This is a genomic window from Natronohydrobacter thiooxidans, from assembly GCF_001884735.1.
Classification (GTDB): domain Bacteria; phylum Pseudomonadota; class Alphaproteobacteria; order Rhodobacterales; family Rhodobacteraceae; genus Roseinatronobacter; species Roseinatronobacter thiooxidans_A.
In genome coordinates, this window is the sequence record NZ_MJAP01000033.1 from 31,457 (window position 1) to 46,005 (window position 14,549).

A 14,549-nucleotide genomic window follows, 5' to 3' on the forward strand; every position below is an offset into this window, starting at 1 on the left:
ACGCGCGGCCCGGTTCTGGGGATATGGCCCGGTCTCGGCATATCCGGCCCAAGCGCCAGTGAGTCCGGTCGCAGGTGAAGTCAGGCGCAGGTGACGCCAGTCGGCGGTGGCCTCGGTCGCCGGTGAACCTGAGCCTTGCTGACCCCATCCGCGCGTGAGCGGGCTGCCGCGCCGACCAATCACCGGTCGGCTTCAGATCGGGCGGGTTTCGATCAGGCGGGTTCGAGATCCGGCAATGCGCTTCAGTCGCGGAAGTTGCGGCTGTCCTTGATCTGGTCCCAGGCCCAGACCACTTCCTGCAGCCGGTCCTCATCCGTGCGCGCACCGGCATTGCGGTCGGGATGCAGGTCTTTGACCAGGCTCTTGTATTGCTTGCGAATCTCGCCGCGCGACCAGCTGTCGCGCGCATCAAGGATCTCCAGCGCCTTGCGCTCGGTCGGGGGTAGTTTGCGGGTGCCGCCCATGGGCGAGGTGCGACCGGGATTCTGTGTGGCCTTCTCGCCCAGCACCTGATGCGGATCCTCGATCCCCAGCCGCTGCCATGCCAGCCGCTCGTCATCGCGCCCCAGCGGTTTGGTGGCCCGGCCCCAGACGCGATCACGCTCCATTTCGTCCAGCATCTCCGATTCGGTCTGGCCTTCGAAATAGTTCCATTTCAGATTGTATTCGCGCGCGTGATCCTTGCAGAACCACAGATATTCATTCAGCGCATCCGAGGATTTCGGACAGCGGTATTTGCCATCCTCGGTGCAGCCCGGATGCTCGCATTGACGCACCGATGTTTCCCATGCCCCCGACATGCCGCGACGTCCGCGCGCGCGCTTCTTCTTGTCACTCGATGCGCGAATGTCGAAATCAAAGAGCGGTTTGCGGTCCATGCGTCGTCCTGTCTGGTCTTGTGCCCTGCGCGTCCGAGTGAAAGCGGTCCGGGGACTTTCCGACTCGGAGGCAGCAGTCTATGTATCTTTTGCAAAGGTTTGAAGGCCCAAGGGAAAGCAGATGCGTATTTGTGATGAAATTGAAAACCGGCTGCGCGCGGCCTTTTCGCCCGAGATGCTGCAGGTCGAGGATGACAGCGAAAGCCATCGCGGGCATGGCGGCTGGCGCGAGGGCGGCGAGACGCATTTCAACGTTCTGATCCGTGCGCCCCAATTCGCCGAGATGAGTCGCGTTGCGCGCCATCGCGCCGTGCATGCCGCACTCGGGGCCGATCTGGTGGGCCGGATCCATGCGCTCGCGCTTGATATCCGGGGCTGAGAAGCCCGCTTAGCGGGCGTCCTCGGAACCGGTGGCCTGCGGGCGGAACATCGGCTCGCGGCGGCTGTCATGCACCGGTTTTTCAGCGTTGGGGCGGTCCAGCAGCACCGGGTCGACCCGTTCCGCGCGGGCAGGCGGTGCGATGCTGGGCGTGGCAGGGGCCGCGTCGCGTTCGCTCAGATGCTCGGCCAGTGTTTCGGCGCTGGGGCGGCGGAAGATCATCAGGTGGTTTTCCACCACGACCGAGCCGCGAAAGCCCTTGCGTTCATCGCTGGGCAGGGTTTCGCTGCGCCAGAATTCCCAGCCTTCGGCCGCGAGTTCGTTCATCAGCTCGGTGACGGCATGGGCGAAACGCTCTGCGGGCGTTTTCAGGCTCTTGACCTTGCTGCCCTTTCGCGGGGCGGGCAGGGCGAGATACTCATACATCTGCATCGGCTGTCCTGTGTCTCTGTCCGGGTCATATGGTGCAAGGTTCCGGAGCCTTAGAACAGAACCCCCCGGCGCGCAACCGCCGCCGGTGCACATTCGCGACAGCCGGGTGTCAGCAGGGGAATGCGTGATTTCGGGAGAGGCTGGAGGCGAGTACCGGAATCGAACCGGTGTTCACGGATTTGCAATCCGCTGCGTAACCACTCCGCCAACTCGCCAGCCTGCGCGCCTGATTAGAGGCGCGCGGGATGCGCGTCAAGGGCGCATCAGCACCATCGGGCCGATATTGCGCCCGGCCAGAATATGCACATGCAGATGCGGCACTTCCTGCACCCCGTCATTGCCCGCATTGGCGATCATCCGGTAGCCATTGCCCCCGGTGCCCGGTGCCACGCCCAGTTCGTCGCAGACGGCCCCGATGGCGCGGGTGTAATCGAGGATCTCGGCATCGGTGGCCGTGCGGGCGAAATGGTCGTAGCAGACATAGGGCCCTTTGGGGATCACCAGCACATGATGCGGCGCTTTGGGCGCGATATCGCTGAAGGCAAGGCTGTGCTCGGATTCGTAGAGTTTCTTGCAGGGGATTTCGCCGCGCAGGATTTTCGCAAAGATGTTCTGGTCGTCATACTGATACTCCATTGCCTTACTCCGCGTCATTCGCCCAGCCTGCGACGGCTTTGACTTCCAGAAAATCCTCGATCCCCCAGACACCGCCTTCGCGCCCGTTGCCCGATTGCTTCATGCCGCCAAAGGGGGCACCGGCCCCACGCGACTTGCCGTTCATCTCGATCATGCCCGCGCGCAACTGCCGCGCCAGCCGGTTGCGCCGCGCGCCATCCTGCGACTGGACATAATTGGTCAGGCCATAGACTGTGTCATTGGCGATGCGCAGGGCTTCTTCCTCGGTGTCAAATGGCAGGATCGACAGGACCGGGCCGAAGATTTCCTCGCGCGCGATGGTCATGTCATTGGTCACATCGGCAAAGACGGTGGGGCGGACGAAATAGCCGCGATTGAGCCCCTCGGGGCGACCCAGACCCCCGGCGACGAGCCTTGCGCCCTCGCTCATGCCCTTCTGGATCAGATCCTGAATCTTGTCGAATTGCATCTGGCTGACCACCGGGCCGATATGCTTGCCGCTTTCGCTGGCCGGGCCGACGCTTGTGGCTTCGGCGAGTTCGCGGACCTGTTCGACGGTCTGGTCGTAGATCGCGCGTTCCACCAGCATACGGGTGGGGGCGTTGCAGGACTGGCCCGAATTCTGGAAGCAATGCGCGACGCTGCGTTTCACCGCCTTCTCGTCGGCATCGGCAAAGACCAGATTCGCGCCCTTGCCGCCCAGTTCCAGATGCACGCGCTTGAGCGTCTCGGCGGCATTTTTGGAAATCGCGATGCCGGCGCGGGTGGAGCCGGTGAAGCTGACCATATCGACGTCGGGGTGGCCGGAAAGCTGCGAACCGACGCCCGGACCGTCACCATTGACCATGTTATAGACGCCCTTGGGGGTTCCGGCCTCATGCATGATCTCGGTCCAGACCATCGAGGAGAGCGGCGCGATTTCGGAGGGTTTCAGCACCATCGTGCAGCCCGCAAGCAGCGCCGGGATCACCTTGAGCGTGACCTGATTCATCGGCCAGTTCCAGGGCGTGATCAGGGCGCAGACGCCCACGGCCTCGCGGATGATCCGGTCCTCGGGGGCGTGATCGCCCAAGGGGGCGATGAATTCGATCTTCTCGAAGGCCGTGATGAAATTCGTGATATGCCAAGTGCCGGAGGTGAACTGGGACTCGCGTGCCAGATCAATCGGTGCGCCCATCTCGGTGCTGATGGCCTGCGACATATCCTCGGCGCGGGATTCGTAGATCTCCAGGATGCGCTTGACCAATTCGAGCCGCTCGCGCGGGTCGCTATGCATCCAGCCGGGAAGGGCGGCTTTCGCTGCCGCCACGGCCAGATCGGTATCTGCGGCGCCGCCCAGCGAGATAACCGCGCAGGGCTCTTCGGTGGAAGGGTCGATCACTTCCAGCGATTGCCCGGCGATGGGGTCGCACCATGTGCCGTTGATATAGAATTGCCGCTTGTCCAGCATGGTCTTGCTCCCTGTTCACTTGTGCAACATTTGCACCGGGGCGCGGCATGTGCAAGGGCGGGCGCATCAGCGCAGGCTGATCACCTTGGCGTCTATCGCCAGCATATAGCCCTGCCGCGCGATATTCTTGACCAGCACTTCGGAAATCAACTGATTGCCCAGCGTGTCGCGCAGCCGCTTGATGCGGGTCGCGCCCGCGGCTTCGTCGCAATCGGCCTCGCTGCGGCCCGATATCACCGCCTCGATGGCCGCGCCCGAGAGCACGTCATCGTCGATCCGGGCTTCGGCCAGAACAGCGAGCGTTTCGACAGCGGCGGGGGTGAGCTTGAATTCCATGTCATTGATCGCGACCGAATTCGTGGCCCGGTCGATCACCAGCTGCGAGATCTGCAGCCCCTGTTTCTCGACCATCGCCATGCGCCGGTTCAGCGTGATCAGGATCACGATCACCACGAAAGACGTGACCAGAAGCCCGGTGGCAAAGACCAGCAGCACGAAGATCACGATGCGGTAAGAGACCAGCGTTTCGGAAAATGCCGTGCCCGATTGCGCAAGGATTTCCAGCAGTTTGATTTCCGCCTGCGAGGTCAGATCGGCGTTTTCCACGAAAACCCGTTCCACCCGGTCATTGAAGGCCCCGGCATCGGGCAGGTTGAGAAACAGCAGCACAGCGGTCAGCGCCAGTACCGCGACAATCGCGACAATGCCCCAGATGACCGCCCGGCTGCCCAGCCGGATCAGGTCGCTAGCGACGATGGATGACCCCTGCATTGGCGCTCCTGCGCTGAAACTCGGATGCGTCAAAAATGGACTCGATTTGCAAGAGCGTCCAGCCGGAACCTGCGATTACAGCTCTGGCGTAGTCCGTGGCCGCCTGCCGCGAGCCACAGGCCGAGGCAGGCAGTTCGACAATCCCGTATTGCAGGCGCAACGGGTTGTCCTGTTTTGCTTTGAAATCCGCGTAGCACTGGGCCGAGGCTTGCGTCGCAAGCGCCAGACCAGCCAGAAGCGCGAAGAGGCGGAGGGCGTGTTTCATAGGCGAAGATCTGCCAGTTCGCGGGGCGCTATTCAATATCAGGGGCAGTGTTTTGCCCATGTTATCCGATAGCAGCCCCCCGATATTGCCTGTCGGGGCGTATCGCGGCGAAGCTTGGGGCATGATCTTTGTCTTGAAAGGACCAGTCCCATGCTTTCCTGTTTCTCGAAAGTCAGGCAGCGGACGACCAGCCTGCTTGCGGCTTCCGCACTGGCCGTCGCGGCCATCGGCGCGGCCCCGACCCCGGCCTCTGCCTCGGATGACCAGTTGCTGAAATTCCTGCTGGGGGCGACGGCGGTGGCGATCATCGTGCATTCGGCGTCGCGCTCGCAGGGGCGCGCGCAGGCAGCGCCCGCCCGAGGCTTGCCGCAGCATTGCCGCGAGACCCTGAGTATCCGTGGTCGCCATGTTGTCGTCTATAACGCGCAATGCATGCATCGCGCCGGGCTGCGCAATCTGCCCGCGCAGTGCCATGAAACCATCCGCACCAATCGCGGCATGCGCAGCGTCTATCGCGCGCGCTGTCTGGAAGCACAGTCACCGCGCCGGGGCCCGCCATCGCATGCGCGTGGCCGGGGGCCGGGGCTGCCCGGCTGGTGCTCGACCAGCTATCAGTATCGCGGGCGCTGGCATGACGGATATTCCGCCTCCTGCCTGCAGCAGGCCGGTGTGAGGAACCTGCCCTCAACCTGTCTGGTGGCCGGCAGCGGTGGGAAGGTCTATGCAGCGCAATGCCTGCGCAGCGAAGGCCATGGCCGTCGGTGACGCTGATCCGGCGCGGGGGGATCTCCGCGCCAGTTTCCCGCGCGACGGCAGGCATGACCGAAACCGGAGTTCGGCGAATCGCGGGCTTGTGGTAGGCTGATGGCACTATCTTGCTGCCAACAGGAGGTTTCACATGACTGGATTGTTGACGCGCCTTGCGGCGCGCGGGGCCGCGAGCCTGAGTATCTGTGCGCTTGTCGGGGCGCTTGTGGTAACGACGCCCACGCAGGTGAAAGCATCTGAATGGCTGGCCGTCGCGGTGGGGGCGGCGATGCTCGGGATCGTCCTGGGGGGCGGCGCGAAGGCGCCGAAGAAACCCGAATACAAGGTCATTGCGCGGCTTTGCGAAAACCCCAAGACCGGCCTCTATCACAAGTGCTGAACATCCGTGTCGAAAGGCGTTCGGTTTTTGCGCGGTCGGGGCTTGCCCCGGCCGTTTTTCGTGGCAGAAGGGCTGTATGAGCCTGCAGCGTCCCGATTTCAGCCATGAGAGCCAGCTTGCCCTGACTGGCGCGTCCTGCATCGTCGGGGTCGATGAGGCCGGGCGCGGGCCGCTGGCGGGGCCGGTCACGGCGGCAGCGGTCCGGCTGAATCCCGGGGATCTGCCGCAGGGGCTGCAGGATTCGAAACGGCTGAGTGCCACCGCGCGCGAAGCGCTTTTCGCGCAGATCATGGCGCGGGCCGAGGTCGGGATCGGCCATGCCAGCCCCGCCGAGATCGACGCGATCAACATTCTTCAGGCGACATATCTGGCGATGATGCGCGCGATCGCGGCGCTGCCCCGCGCGCCGGACCGGCTGCTGATCGACGGCAATCGCCTGCCGCGCGATCTGCCCTGTCCGGCGCAGGCGGTGGTCAAGGGCGATGGCAAGGTGATGTCCATCGCCGCGGCAAGCATCATCGCCAAGGTGACACGCGACCGGATCATGGCGGATCTGGACCGCAGATACCCCGGCTATGGCTGGGCCGGGAATGCCGGATATCCGACGAAGCGTCACATAAATGCCATAGCGGATCTGGGCGTGACCCCCGAGCATAGACGCTCTTTCGCGCCGATACGCAAAATCTTGTGTCCAGATCTTACATGAAGAAAAGATTTTAAAACCCTGATTCAAATAGAATTTGACGCCGAATCATCTTTGACTCATCTTTGTCCCAACAAGCGGGAACACACCCGCAGAGCTTGAGGCAGGCATGACAGTAACATTAACGGCGCGGGGGGCGGCGATGCTTCCGCTGGACGAGATTCTTGCAGGCGACTGCATCGAGGTGATGAATGCATTGCCCGAAGCCAGTGTCGATCTGATCTTCGCGGATCCGCCCTATAATCTGCAACTGAAGGGCGAGTTGCACCGTCCCGATAACAGCCGCGTTGATGCGGTGGATGATGCCTGGGACCAGTTCGACAGTTTCAAGGCCTATGACCAGTTCACCCGTGCCTGGCTGGCGGCGGCGCGGCGGCTGCTCAAACCCAATGGTGCGATCTGGGTGATCGGGTCGTATCACAACATTTTCCGCGTGGGCGCCACCTTGCAGGATCAGGGCTTCTGGATTCTGAATGACGTGGTCTGGCGCAAGTCGAACCCGATGCCGAATTTCCGTGGCAAGCGGCTGACCAATGCGCATGAGACGATGATCTGGGCCTCGAAATCGGAAGGCGCGAAATACACCTTCAATTATGAAGCGCTCAAGGAGTTGAACGAGGGCATCCAGATGCGCTCGGACTGGGTGCTGCCGATCTGTTCGGGCCATGAGCGGCTGAAGGATGATCAGGGCGAGAAGGCGCATCCGACGCAGAAGCCGGAATCACTGTTGCACCGGGTGCTTGTGGGATCGACCAATCCCGGTGATGTGGTGCTGGACCCGTTCTTCGGCACCGGCACGACCGGGGCGGTCGCCAAGATGCTGGGCCGCCACTATATCGGGATCGAGCGCGAGGAAAGCTATCGCAAGGTCGCGGCAAAACGGCTGGGGCAGGTGCGCAGGCTGGATGCGGCGGCGCTGGAAACCACCTTGTCGAAACGCGCCCAGCCGCGCGTGGCCTTTGGTCAGCTTGTGGAACGTGGCCTGTTGCGCCCCGGTGAAATGCTGGTCAATCCGCGCGGCATGGCGGCCAAGGTGCGGGTCGATGGCTCGCTTGTCTCGGCCGAGCATCGGGGGTCGATCCATCAGGTGGGGGCGGCGCTGGAAAATGCACCTTCCTGCAATGGCTGGACCTATTGGCAGTTCAAACGTGATGGCCAGTTGATCCCGATCGACGTGCTGCGTCAGCAGATCCGGGCCGAGATGCACGACTGAAGTTTACCGCCGGTGTCCCGTGTTACCCGCCGGGATGCCTACTGACCCCGCCTTCATGGCGGGGTTTTTTTGTCATTTTCTTGCTTCAAATACTCAAAACCGCCCCCGTCAGGGGGCGAATGCAAAAAACCTGCGGCGCCAGCCGCTCCGCTGGATCACGCGACTGACAACTGGTCCCAGCAATCGAGCGCCTTGCCTGCATACATTACCGCAGGCCCGCCGCCCATCTGGATCGCCATGGCCAGAACATCGCCCAGTTCCGCGCGGCTGGCCCCGGCCTTGATCAGCGCTTCGACATGAAAGGCGATACAGGGCTCGCAGCGGATCGCAATCGCGATGCCCAGCGCCACGAATTCCTTTTCCTTATAGCCCAGCGCGCCCTCCTGCTTGACCGCCATGGAGAGTGTGCCGAAGCCTTTCATGGCCTCAGGGGCCAGTTTCGCAAGGTTGCGGCTTTTCGCGCGGGTCTCGGAGATGAAGGCGGGGTAATCCATTCTGTCCTCACATGCCTGAATTTGCATGTGATCTGGACCGCGCCGCGTGCGCCTGCCTTGATCTGCGTCAAATCCGCAGGAAAGGCTGGGCAAGCCGGGGCAGGAGCGCGCGGAATTTCAGCGGGGCATCGGTCACGGCCAGACAGATGCAATCCTCGCCCGGTTCCGCGATGGGCTGATGGTCCAGATCCTCATCCGCGATCTCGATATCGCCGCGCCCGAAGCGCGCGGTTGCATCGGCAAAGGCGCCCTGCAGCACCAGCGTCATTTCCAGCCCGTTATGGCCATGATCGGGCACCGCCTTGCCCGCCGGAATGAAAAGCATCCGTGCCGTGGCCGCTTTCGAGGTCGGCAGGATCGCTTGCCGCACGCCGCCGCCAATGCCGCGCCAGCGGATTGCGTCGATATCGCCGCCGACATAGCTGGCCAGCGGTTCGGGCAAGACCCTGCTCTGCGCGGGGCGCGGGGCCGGTTTTGCAGCGACAGGCGTGGTCTTGATCCGTGCCAATGTGGCCGCAAGCGCGCTGTCGGGCAGCGCCTGACCCGTTTCCGGCATCTGCTCCAGCATCGCGCCGCCGATGGCGTCGAAACTCGCCAGTCTTGCGCGGCATTCGTCGCAGAGCGCGATATGGCTGGCGATCACCAGATTGAACGCCTCGGGCAGGTTGCCTGCCGAATAGGCCATCAACAATCTGTCGCTCAGGTGGTGGGTGATCATGGTCGTGGTCTTTCTCAACTCAGGGAGTGGCGCAGGCGCTCAAGTGCCAGTCTGATGCGCGATTTGATGGTGCCGAGCGGCAGGCCGGTTTCTTCCGCGATTTCGCTATGCGACAGATCGCTGAAATAGGCCCGCTCGATCATGACCCGTTGCTTTTCGGGCAGATCGGCGATGGCGGCGATCAACTGGTCGCTTTCCTGCTGGAGCGCGAGAAGTTGCAGCTGGTCGGGTTCTTCTTCCGGTCCCCAGAAGAGTTCCTCGGGTTCGGGGCGGCGGTCGCGGCGCAGCATGTCGATGCGGCGGTTGCGCGCGATGGTGAAGATCCAGGTGGCCACGCTGGCGCGTGAGGGATCGAATTGTGCGGCCTTGTTCCAGACTGTGACCATGACGTCCTGCGCAACCTCTTCGGCCATGGCCGGATCGGCCCCGGATTTCACCAGAAAGGCTTTGATGCGCGGGGCGAAATGTTGAAACAACGCGGTGAAGGCCTCTGTATCCTGTGCCTCGGCCACCTGTTTCAGCAGGGCAATCCATTCGGCTCCGTTTCTTGTCTGCACGCGTCTCTGCCCTTTCTCATGGTGCAAGAAATCTTGCCCTGCGAGGAGCTTATCCTCGGGGAAGGCCGCTTGTCGAGGCGCGAGAGACGAGCGAGACATATCAAACATGCCAGCATTACGCGCAGGGCGCCGGATCGGATCATTCTGCTGCGGGCGCGAGAAGAAATCGCCATCGCCTGCGTTGCGAAATGATCCGCTGCGCCGCGGAAGACGTAGATCTGCTGTTTGCCAGCGACAGAAAAGGACCGGCGCGCATGCCCTTTGAAATGATCGATACCCCCGCCCGCAGGATTGCCGTGATCGGCGGGGGTATCTCGGGGCTGGCGGCGGCCTATCTGATGTCCGGTCGCCACCGAGTGACCCTGTTCGAGGCCGCGCCGCGCCTTGGCGGTCATGCCCGCACCGTGATGGCCGGAAGGCGCGGGGATCAGCCGGTGGATACCGGCTTCATCGTGTTCAACCATGTGAACTACCCGCATCTGACGGCGATGTTCGAGAAGCTGAATGTGCCCGTCGCCAAGTCGAACATGTCTTTCGGCGTGTCGATGGACGGGGGGCGCTATGAATATGCGCTGTCAGGGCTGGACGGGATTTTCGCGACGCGGGCCAACCTGCTGGATCCGCGCCATCTGGGCATGATCCGCGATATACTGCGCTTCAACAAGCATGGGCTGGCGGTGGCGCAGGCTGATCCGTCGCTGACCATCGGCGGGCTTTTGCAGCGGCTGGGGACCGGGGAGTGGTTTCGCGACCGCTATCTGCTGCCCTTTTCCGGCGCGATCTGGTCGACACCGACCGCGAAGATCCTTGATTTTCCGGCCCATGCGCTGATGGCGTTTTTCCGCAATCATGCGCTGCTGGGCTATGCGGGGCAGCATCAATGGTACACGGTCGCGGGCGGATCGGTCGAATATGTCAGCCGCCTGAGCACCTATCTGGCCCGCGCAGGGGTCAGTCTGCGCGCGGCCACCCCGGTTCAGGTGGTGCGGCGCGGGCCGATGGGGGTCCGGGTCAGGGCGCAGGGGGGCGAGGAGGAACAGTTCGATGAGGTGATCTTCGCGACGCATTCGGATGTGACGCTGCGCCTGCTCGCGGATCCGACCGGGGCCGAGAGGAAATATCTTGGCGCGGTGAGATACCAGCCCAATGAGGCGATCCTGCATTGCGACGCGGCGGTCATGCCGAAGCGGCGCAAATGCTGGTCAAGCTGGGTCTATACCGAGCGCGGGCCGCAGGATCGCGACCGGATTTCGCTGAGTTACTGGATGAATTCGCTGCAATCCATTCCGCAGGATGATCCGATCTTCGTGACGCTGAACGCGAACCATCCGCTGCGGGAGGACTGCATCTACGACAGCTACAGCTTTGATCACCCGGTCTATGACATGGCCGCGCTGGAGGCTCAGGCCGCGATCCGGGGCTTTAACGGCGCCAACCGGACATGGTTCTGCGGCGCATGGATGCGCAATGGCTTCCATGAGGATGGATTCGCCAGCGCGCTCGACGTGGTTCGCGCGATGGAAGCCCCGGCGCGCAAGCTGGCGCCGGTGGCATGAGCGGGGTTGAGCATATCGCAGGCCGGACCTTTCACGGGCGGCGCGGGCCAGTGGCGAACCGCTTCAGCTATGGGGTGGATTATGTGATCTTTGATGCCGAGGCCGCGGTCACGACCCCGTGGCTGATGTCGCGCAACGGGCGCAATATCGCCTCGCTGCGCGACTGTGATCATGGCGGCGCACCGGGGCGGGGCAGGGGCGCGGTCTGGGTGCGCGAGGTTCTGGCGGCGCATCAGCTTGAGGGCGTGACGAATGGCCCGGTGCAGTTGCTGACCCAGCCGCGCGTCTTGGGGCACCTGTTCAACCCGGTCAGTTTCTGGCTCTGCCATGACCACGCGGGCGGGCTGCGCGCGGTGATCGCCGAGGTGAACAACACCTATGGCGACCGGCATTCCTATCTCTGCGTCAAGCCTGACCGGTCGGTGATTTCCCCTGCGGATGAATTGCGCGCGCAGAAGATTTTTCATGTTTCGCCGTTTCAGCCGGTGGATGGCGAGTATTGTTTTCATTTCGCGATCACGCCCGAGAAAGTGAGTATCCGCATCCTTTACCGGCAGGATCATGAGGCTCCGGATGCCGGGCTGGTTGCCACATTGACCGGCGCGCGCGAACCGCTGACCAACCGCGCGATCCTGGCGGCGATGGCGGGGCGGATGGGCTCGCGCCGGGTCCTGGCGCTGATCCACTGGCAGGCGCTCAAACTCTGGTGGCGGGGGGCGACCTTCCGCCCGCGTCCCAAGCCACCCGCGCAAGAGGTCAGCCAGTGACACAGGCGGTTTTCACAAGCACCCCTGCGCCCCGGCTTTGGGGCTATACGCTCTTTGGCGCAGTGCTCGCGATGGCGGGGCTACCGATCTATATTCACGCCCCCTACGTCTATGTGGAGCGCTACGGAGTGTCCTTGGCCGCGCTTGGAACGCTCCTTTTCGCGCTGCGCGGGCTTGATTTCGTGCAGGATCCGGCGCTGGGCTGGCTCTCGGCGCGGCTGGCGGCCCATCGCGGGCGGGCTGTCGCCGGGACAACGGCGCTGATGGCCGGGGCGATGGTGATGCTTTTTGCCATCCCGCCACTGTTTGCGCCGCTCCTGTGGTTTGCCGTCGCGCTGACGGTGCTGTTTTCCTGCTATTCCTTCCTGACGATCAGCTTATACGCCACGGGCGTTGCGCGCGGCGAAACTCTTGGGCAGGGCGGGCATCTGCGCCTTGCGGGTTGGCGCGAAGCCGGGGCGCTGATGGGCGTGTGCCTTGCTGCCGCGGCCCCGGTCGTGCTGGAGGCAGTGATGCCCGCGCCTTTCGCCGGCTTCGCGCTGGGTTTTGCGATGATTGCAGCCCTCGCTGTGGTCGCGATGCGCAGCGAGTGGTCGGCGTTCCACGCGGCCCCCGCCTCGCATGGGTCGTCCATGCGCGCGGTTTTCGCTGATCCTATAGCGCGGCGGCTCTTGCTCATTGCGCTGGTGAATGCGACGCCGGTGGCGATCACCTCGACGCTGTTTCTGTTCTACGCCGAAGCCGTGTTGCAGACCGGAGGGATGGAAGGTGCCTTCCTGATCCTGCTGTTTCTGTCTGCGGCTGTCTCGGCCCCGCTCTGGTCGCGGCTGGCGCGCCGGATCGGGGCGAAACCGGCGCTTTTGGGGGGTATGGCTGTGGCCGCTTTCAGCTTTGCCTTTGTCACCACTCTTGGCCCCGGCGATCTGGCGATGTTCGCGCTGATCTGTGTGATTTCAGGCGCGGGGATCGGGGCGGATCTGACGCTCTTGCCCGCGATCTTCGCACAGCGCATGGCGAGGCTCTCGTCCGAGGCGGCACCGGGCTTCGGCCTTTGGGCCTTTGTCACCAAGGCCACGCTGGCGCTGGCCGCGCTGATGGTCTTTCCCGTCCTCGAAATTGCAGGGTTTGACGCAGGTGGCGGGAACAGCCCCGCTGCATTGCAGACGCTGATCCTGCTCTATGCGGCCCTGCCTTCGGCCCTGAAGGCCATTGCCATCGCGCTTCTGGCGCTGACCCCTTTGAAGGAGACTTGACGGTGAGCAGTTTTCTGACCTTCGCGACGGGCGCGGCCCTGAGCCTTGGCCTTTTGGCGCTTGCACAGCGGTTGCGCGGTTTTCAGGCGCAGAGCGCGCAGGATTACGCGGGGCTGGAACCGCGTCTGGATATCCGCAAGCATCTGTCGGGGCCGATCCGGTGCGAGGGTGTGATCTATGGGCCGCTCGGGCGGGTCACATCGCGTTTCGTGGCGGATATGGAGGGGCGTTGGGAGGGCAATCGCGGCGTGCTCGCCGAACATTTCACCTATGACAGCGGCACGACACAGGCGCGGGAATGGCGGCTGAGCGTGGGCAATGACGGGCGTATTCTGGCCGAGGCCGAGGATCTGCTGGGCGAGGGCATTGGCCAGCAAGAGGGCGCGGCGCTGCATCTGCGCTACCGGATCCGGCTGCCCGACAGTGCCGGGGGGCATGCGCTGGATGTGACGGACTGGATGTATCTGGTCGATGACCGGACCATCGTCAATCGCAGCCAGTTCCGCAAATTCGGCATCAAGGTCGCGGAACTGGTGGCGACGATGCGCCGGATCGATGCATGAGAACGCTCTCAGGCAAGACCTATTGGCTGGTGGGCGCGTCCGAAGGGCTGGGGCGGGCACTGGCTTTGATGCTGTCAAAAGCGGGCTGCCGCCTGATCCTGAGCGCGCGCAACATGGTGCGGTTGCAGGAACTGGCCGCGACCCTGCCGGGGCCTGCGCGCTGTGTGGCCTGTGATGTGGCGGACCGCGCCTCGGTCATGGCGGCAGTGCAAGAGGCAGGCGAGATCGACGGGCTGGTGTTTCTGGCGGGCCTCTACTGGCCGTTTTCGGCGCGGGACTGGCAGGCGGATCAGGCCGAGGCGATGTTCGATGTGAACCTGACCGGGGCTGCGCGGGTGCTGGGGCAGGTCGTGCCGGGCATGGTCGCGCGGGGGGCGGGACATATTGTCATCACCGGCTCACTGTCGGGCTATCGCGGTTTGCCCGGTTCCATCGGCTATGGTTCCAGCAAGGCGGGGCTGATGCATCTGGCCGAGTCCATGCATGCCGATCTGCGCGGCTCTGGCGTGGATGTACAACTGGCCAATCCGGGCTTCATCCGCACGCGACTGACGGAAAAGAACACATTTTCCATGCCCTTCCTGATGGAGCCTGAGCAGGCCGCAGAGGAAATGCTGCGCCTGATGCGCTCGCGGAAATTTCAGCGCGCCTTTCCCGGCCTGTTCGCGCTCCTCTTCCGGGGGGCTAATCTTCTGCCGGATCGGGCCTATTTCCGCGTTTTCGGGGGGAAGTAAGGTGCGTGGTGACCACGCACCTTACGATAAACC

The 14,549-nt window shown here is 63.5% G+C and carries 19 protein-coding genes and 1 tRNA gene; 10 read left to right on the top strand and 10 right to left on the bottom strand.

Annotation, left to right across the window (positions count from 1 at the left end):
• Window positions 1-242: 242 nt before the first annotated feature.
• On the bottom strand, window positions 243-878 hold the full coding sequence (locus tag BG457_RS13995) for a J domain-containing protein (RefSeq protein ID WP_071797804.1): 636 nt from the start codon (window positions 876-878) through the stop codon (window positions 243-245).
• A 121-nt stretch (window positions 879-999) separates the two neighbouring features.
• Between BG457_RS13995 and BG457_RS14000 the strand changes: the two genes are divergently transcribed.
• On the top strand, window positions 1,000-1,257 hold the full coding sequence (locus BG457_RS14000) for a BolA family protein (protein WP_071797805.1): 258 nt from the start codon (window positions 1,000-1,002) through the stop codon (window positions 1,255-1,257).
• A gap of 9 nt (window positions 1,258-1,266) precedes the next feature.
• On the opposite strand, the gene BG457_RS14005 is transcribed toward BG457_RS14000, so the two are convergent.
• The 6 genes from BG457_RS14005 to BG457_RS14030 form a co-directional block, all read right to left on the bottom strand.
• Window positions 1,267-1,689: a DUF4177 domain-containing protein gene (locus tag BG457_RS14005; RefSeq protein WP_071797806.1), complete on the bottom strand. Its 423-nt coding sequence runs from the start codon at window positions 1,687-1,689 to the stop codon at window positions 1,267-1,269.
• A gap of 141 nt (window positions 1,690-1,830) precedes the next feature.
• Window positions 1,831-1,904 (bottom strand) — tRNA-Cys (locus BG457_RS14010).
• A gap of 37 nt (window positions 1,905-1,941) precedes the next feature.
• On the bottom strand, window positions 1,942-2,325 hold the full coding sequence (locus BG457_RS14015; RefSeq protein ID WP_071797807.1) for an HIT domain-containing protein: 384 nt from the start codon (window positions 2,323-2,325) through the stop codon (window positions 1,942-1,944).
• 4 nt (window positions 2,326-2,329) lie between these two features.
• The gene (locus BG457_RS14020) at window positions 2,330-3,775 is read right to left on the bottom strand and encodes an aldehyde dehydrogenase family protein (protein WP_071797808.1); all 1,446 of its coding nucleotides are present in this window, start codon (window positions 3,773-3,775) and stop codon (window positions 2,330-2,332) included.
• 66 nt (window positions 3,776-3,841) lie between these two features.
• On the bottom strand, window positions 3,842-4,546 hold the full coding sequence (locus tag BG457_RS14025) for a winged helix-turn-helix domain-containing protein (protein WP_071797809.1): 705 nt from the start codon (window positions 4,544-4,546) through the stop codon (window positions 3,842-3,844).
• Window positions 4,521-4,811, bottom strand: a complete 291-nt coding sequence (locus BG457_RS14030) for a hypothetical protein (RefSeq protein WP_071797810.1) — start codon at window positions 4,809-4,811, stop codon at window positions 4,521-4,523. The genes BG457_RS14025 and BG457_RS14030 overlap by 26 nt, the downstream gene beginning before the upstream one ends.
• A gap of 150 nt (window positions 4,812-4,961) precedes the next feature.
• Here BG457_RS14030 and BG457_RS14035 point away from each other — a divergent pair, with 150 nt between their 5' ends.
• The 4 genes from BG457_RS14035 (at window position 4,962) to BG457_RS14050 (ending at window position 7,874) form a co-directional block, all read left to right on the top strand.
• The gene (locus BG457_RS14035; RefSeq protein WP_071797811.1) at window positions 4,962-5,576 is read left to right on the top strand and encodes a hypothetical protein; all 615 of its coding nucleotides are present in this window, start codon (window positions 4,962-4,964) and stop codon (window positions 5,574-5,576) included.
• 133 nt (window positions 5,577-5,709) lie between these two features.
• Entirely contained in the window at window positions 5,710-5,958 is a 249-nt protein-coding gene (locus BG457_RS14040) for a hypothetical protein (RefSeq protein ID WP_071797812.1), read from the top strand.
• A 76-nt stretch (window positions 5,959-6,034) separates the two neighbouring features.
• Window positions 6,035-6,664 carry a ribonuclease HII gene (locus tag BG457_RS14045; RefSeq protein ID WP_071797813.1) on the top strand — a complete coding sequence of 210 codons (630 nt, stop codon included), beginning with the start codon at window positions 6,035-6,037 and terminating at the stop codon, window positions 6,662-6,664.
• A gap of 106 nt (window positions 6,665-6,770) precedes the next feature.
• Window positions 6,771-7,874: a site-specific DNA-methyltransferase gene (locus tag BG457_RS14050; protein ID WP_071797814.1), complete on the top strand. Its 1,104-nt coding sequence runs from the start codon at window positions 6,771-6,773 to the stop codon at window positions 7,872-7,874.
• Between the two features lie 155 nt (window positions 7,875-8,029).
• Here BG457_RS14050 and BG457_RS14055 read toward each other — a convergent pair whose 3' ends face one another.
• From BG457_RS14055 to BG457_RS14065, 3 genes are all read right to left on the bottom strand, one after another.
• Window positions 8,030-8,368, bottom strand: coding sequence for a carboxymuconolactone decarboxylase family protein (locus BG457_RS14055; RefSeq protein WP_071797815.1), 339 nt, complete (start codon window positions 8,366-8,368; stop codon window positions 8,030-8,032).
• Between the two features lie 67 nt (window positions 8,369-8,435).
• The gene (locus BG457_RS14060) at window positions 8,436-9,086 is read right to left on the bottom strand and encodes a ChrR family anti-sigma-E factor (RefSeq protein ID WP_071797816.1); all 651 of its coding nucleotides are present in this window, start codon (window positions 9,084-9,086) and stop codon (window positions 8,436-8,438) included.
• Window positions 9,087-9,100: 14 nt separating this feature from the next.
• Window positions 9,101-9,643: a sigma-70 family RNA polymerase sigma factor gene (locus BG457_RS14065; RefSeq protein ID WP_071797817.1), complete on the bottom strand. Its 543-nt coding sequence runs from the start codon at window positions 9,641-9,643 to the stop codon at window positions 9,101-9,103.
• A 254-nt stretch (window positions 9,644-9,897) separates the two neighbouring features.
• Here BG457_RS14065 and BG457_RS14070 point away from each other — a divergent pair, with 254 nt between their 5' ends.
• From BG457_RS14070 to BG457_RS14090, 5 genes are read left to right on the top strand one after another with little or no spacing between them, the layout of a single operon-like run.
• The gene (locus tag BG457_RS14070) at window positions 9,898-11,199 is read left to right on the top strand and encodes an NAD(P)/FAD-dependent oxidoreductase (protein WP_071798007.1); all 1,302 of its coding nucleotides are present in this window, start codon (window positions 9,898-9,900) and stop codon (window positions 11,197-11,199) included.
• A complete protein-coding gene (locus tag BG457_RS14075; RefSeq protein WP_071797818.1) occupies window positions 11,196-11,966 on the top strand; it encodes a DUF1365 domain-containing protein in 771 nt (256 codons plus the stop codon). Before BG457_RS14070 ends, BG457_RS14075 begins: the two co-directional genes overlap by 4 nt.
• The gene (locus tag BG457_RS14080; protein ID WP_071797819.1) at window positions 11,963-13,219 is read left to right on the top strand and encodes an MFS transporter; all 1,257 of its coding nucleotides are present in this window, start codon (window positions 11,963-11,965) and stop codon (window positions 13,217-13,219) included. The genes BG457_RS14075 and BG457_RS14080 overlap by 4 nt, the downstream gene beginning before the upstream one ends.
• Window positions 13,220-13,221: 2 nt before the next feature.
• Window positions 13,222-13,782, top strand: coding sequence for a DUF3833 domain-containing protein (locus BG457_RS14085; protein ID WP_071797820.1), 561 nt, complete (start codon window positions 13,222-13,224; stop codon window positions 13,780-13,782).
• Entirely contained in the window at window positions 13,779-14,516 is a 738-nt protein-coding gene (locus BG457_RS14090) for an SDR family NAD(P)-dependent oxidoreductase (protein WP_071797821.1), read from the top strand. The genes BG457_RS14085 and BG457_RS14090 overlap by 4 nt, the downstream gene beginning before the upstream one ends.
• Window positions 14,517-14,549: the final 33 nt, after the last annotated feature.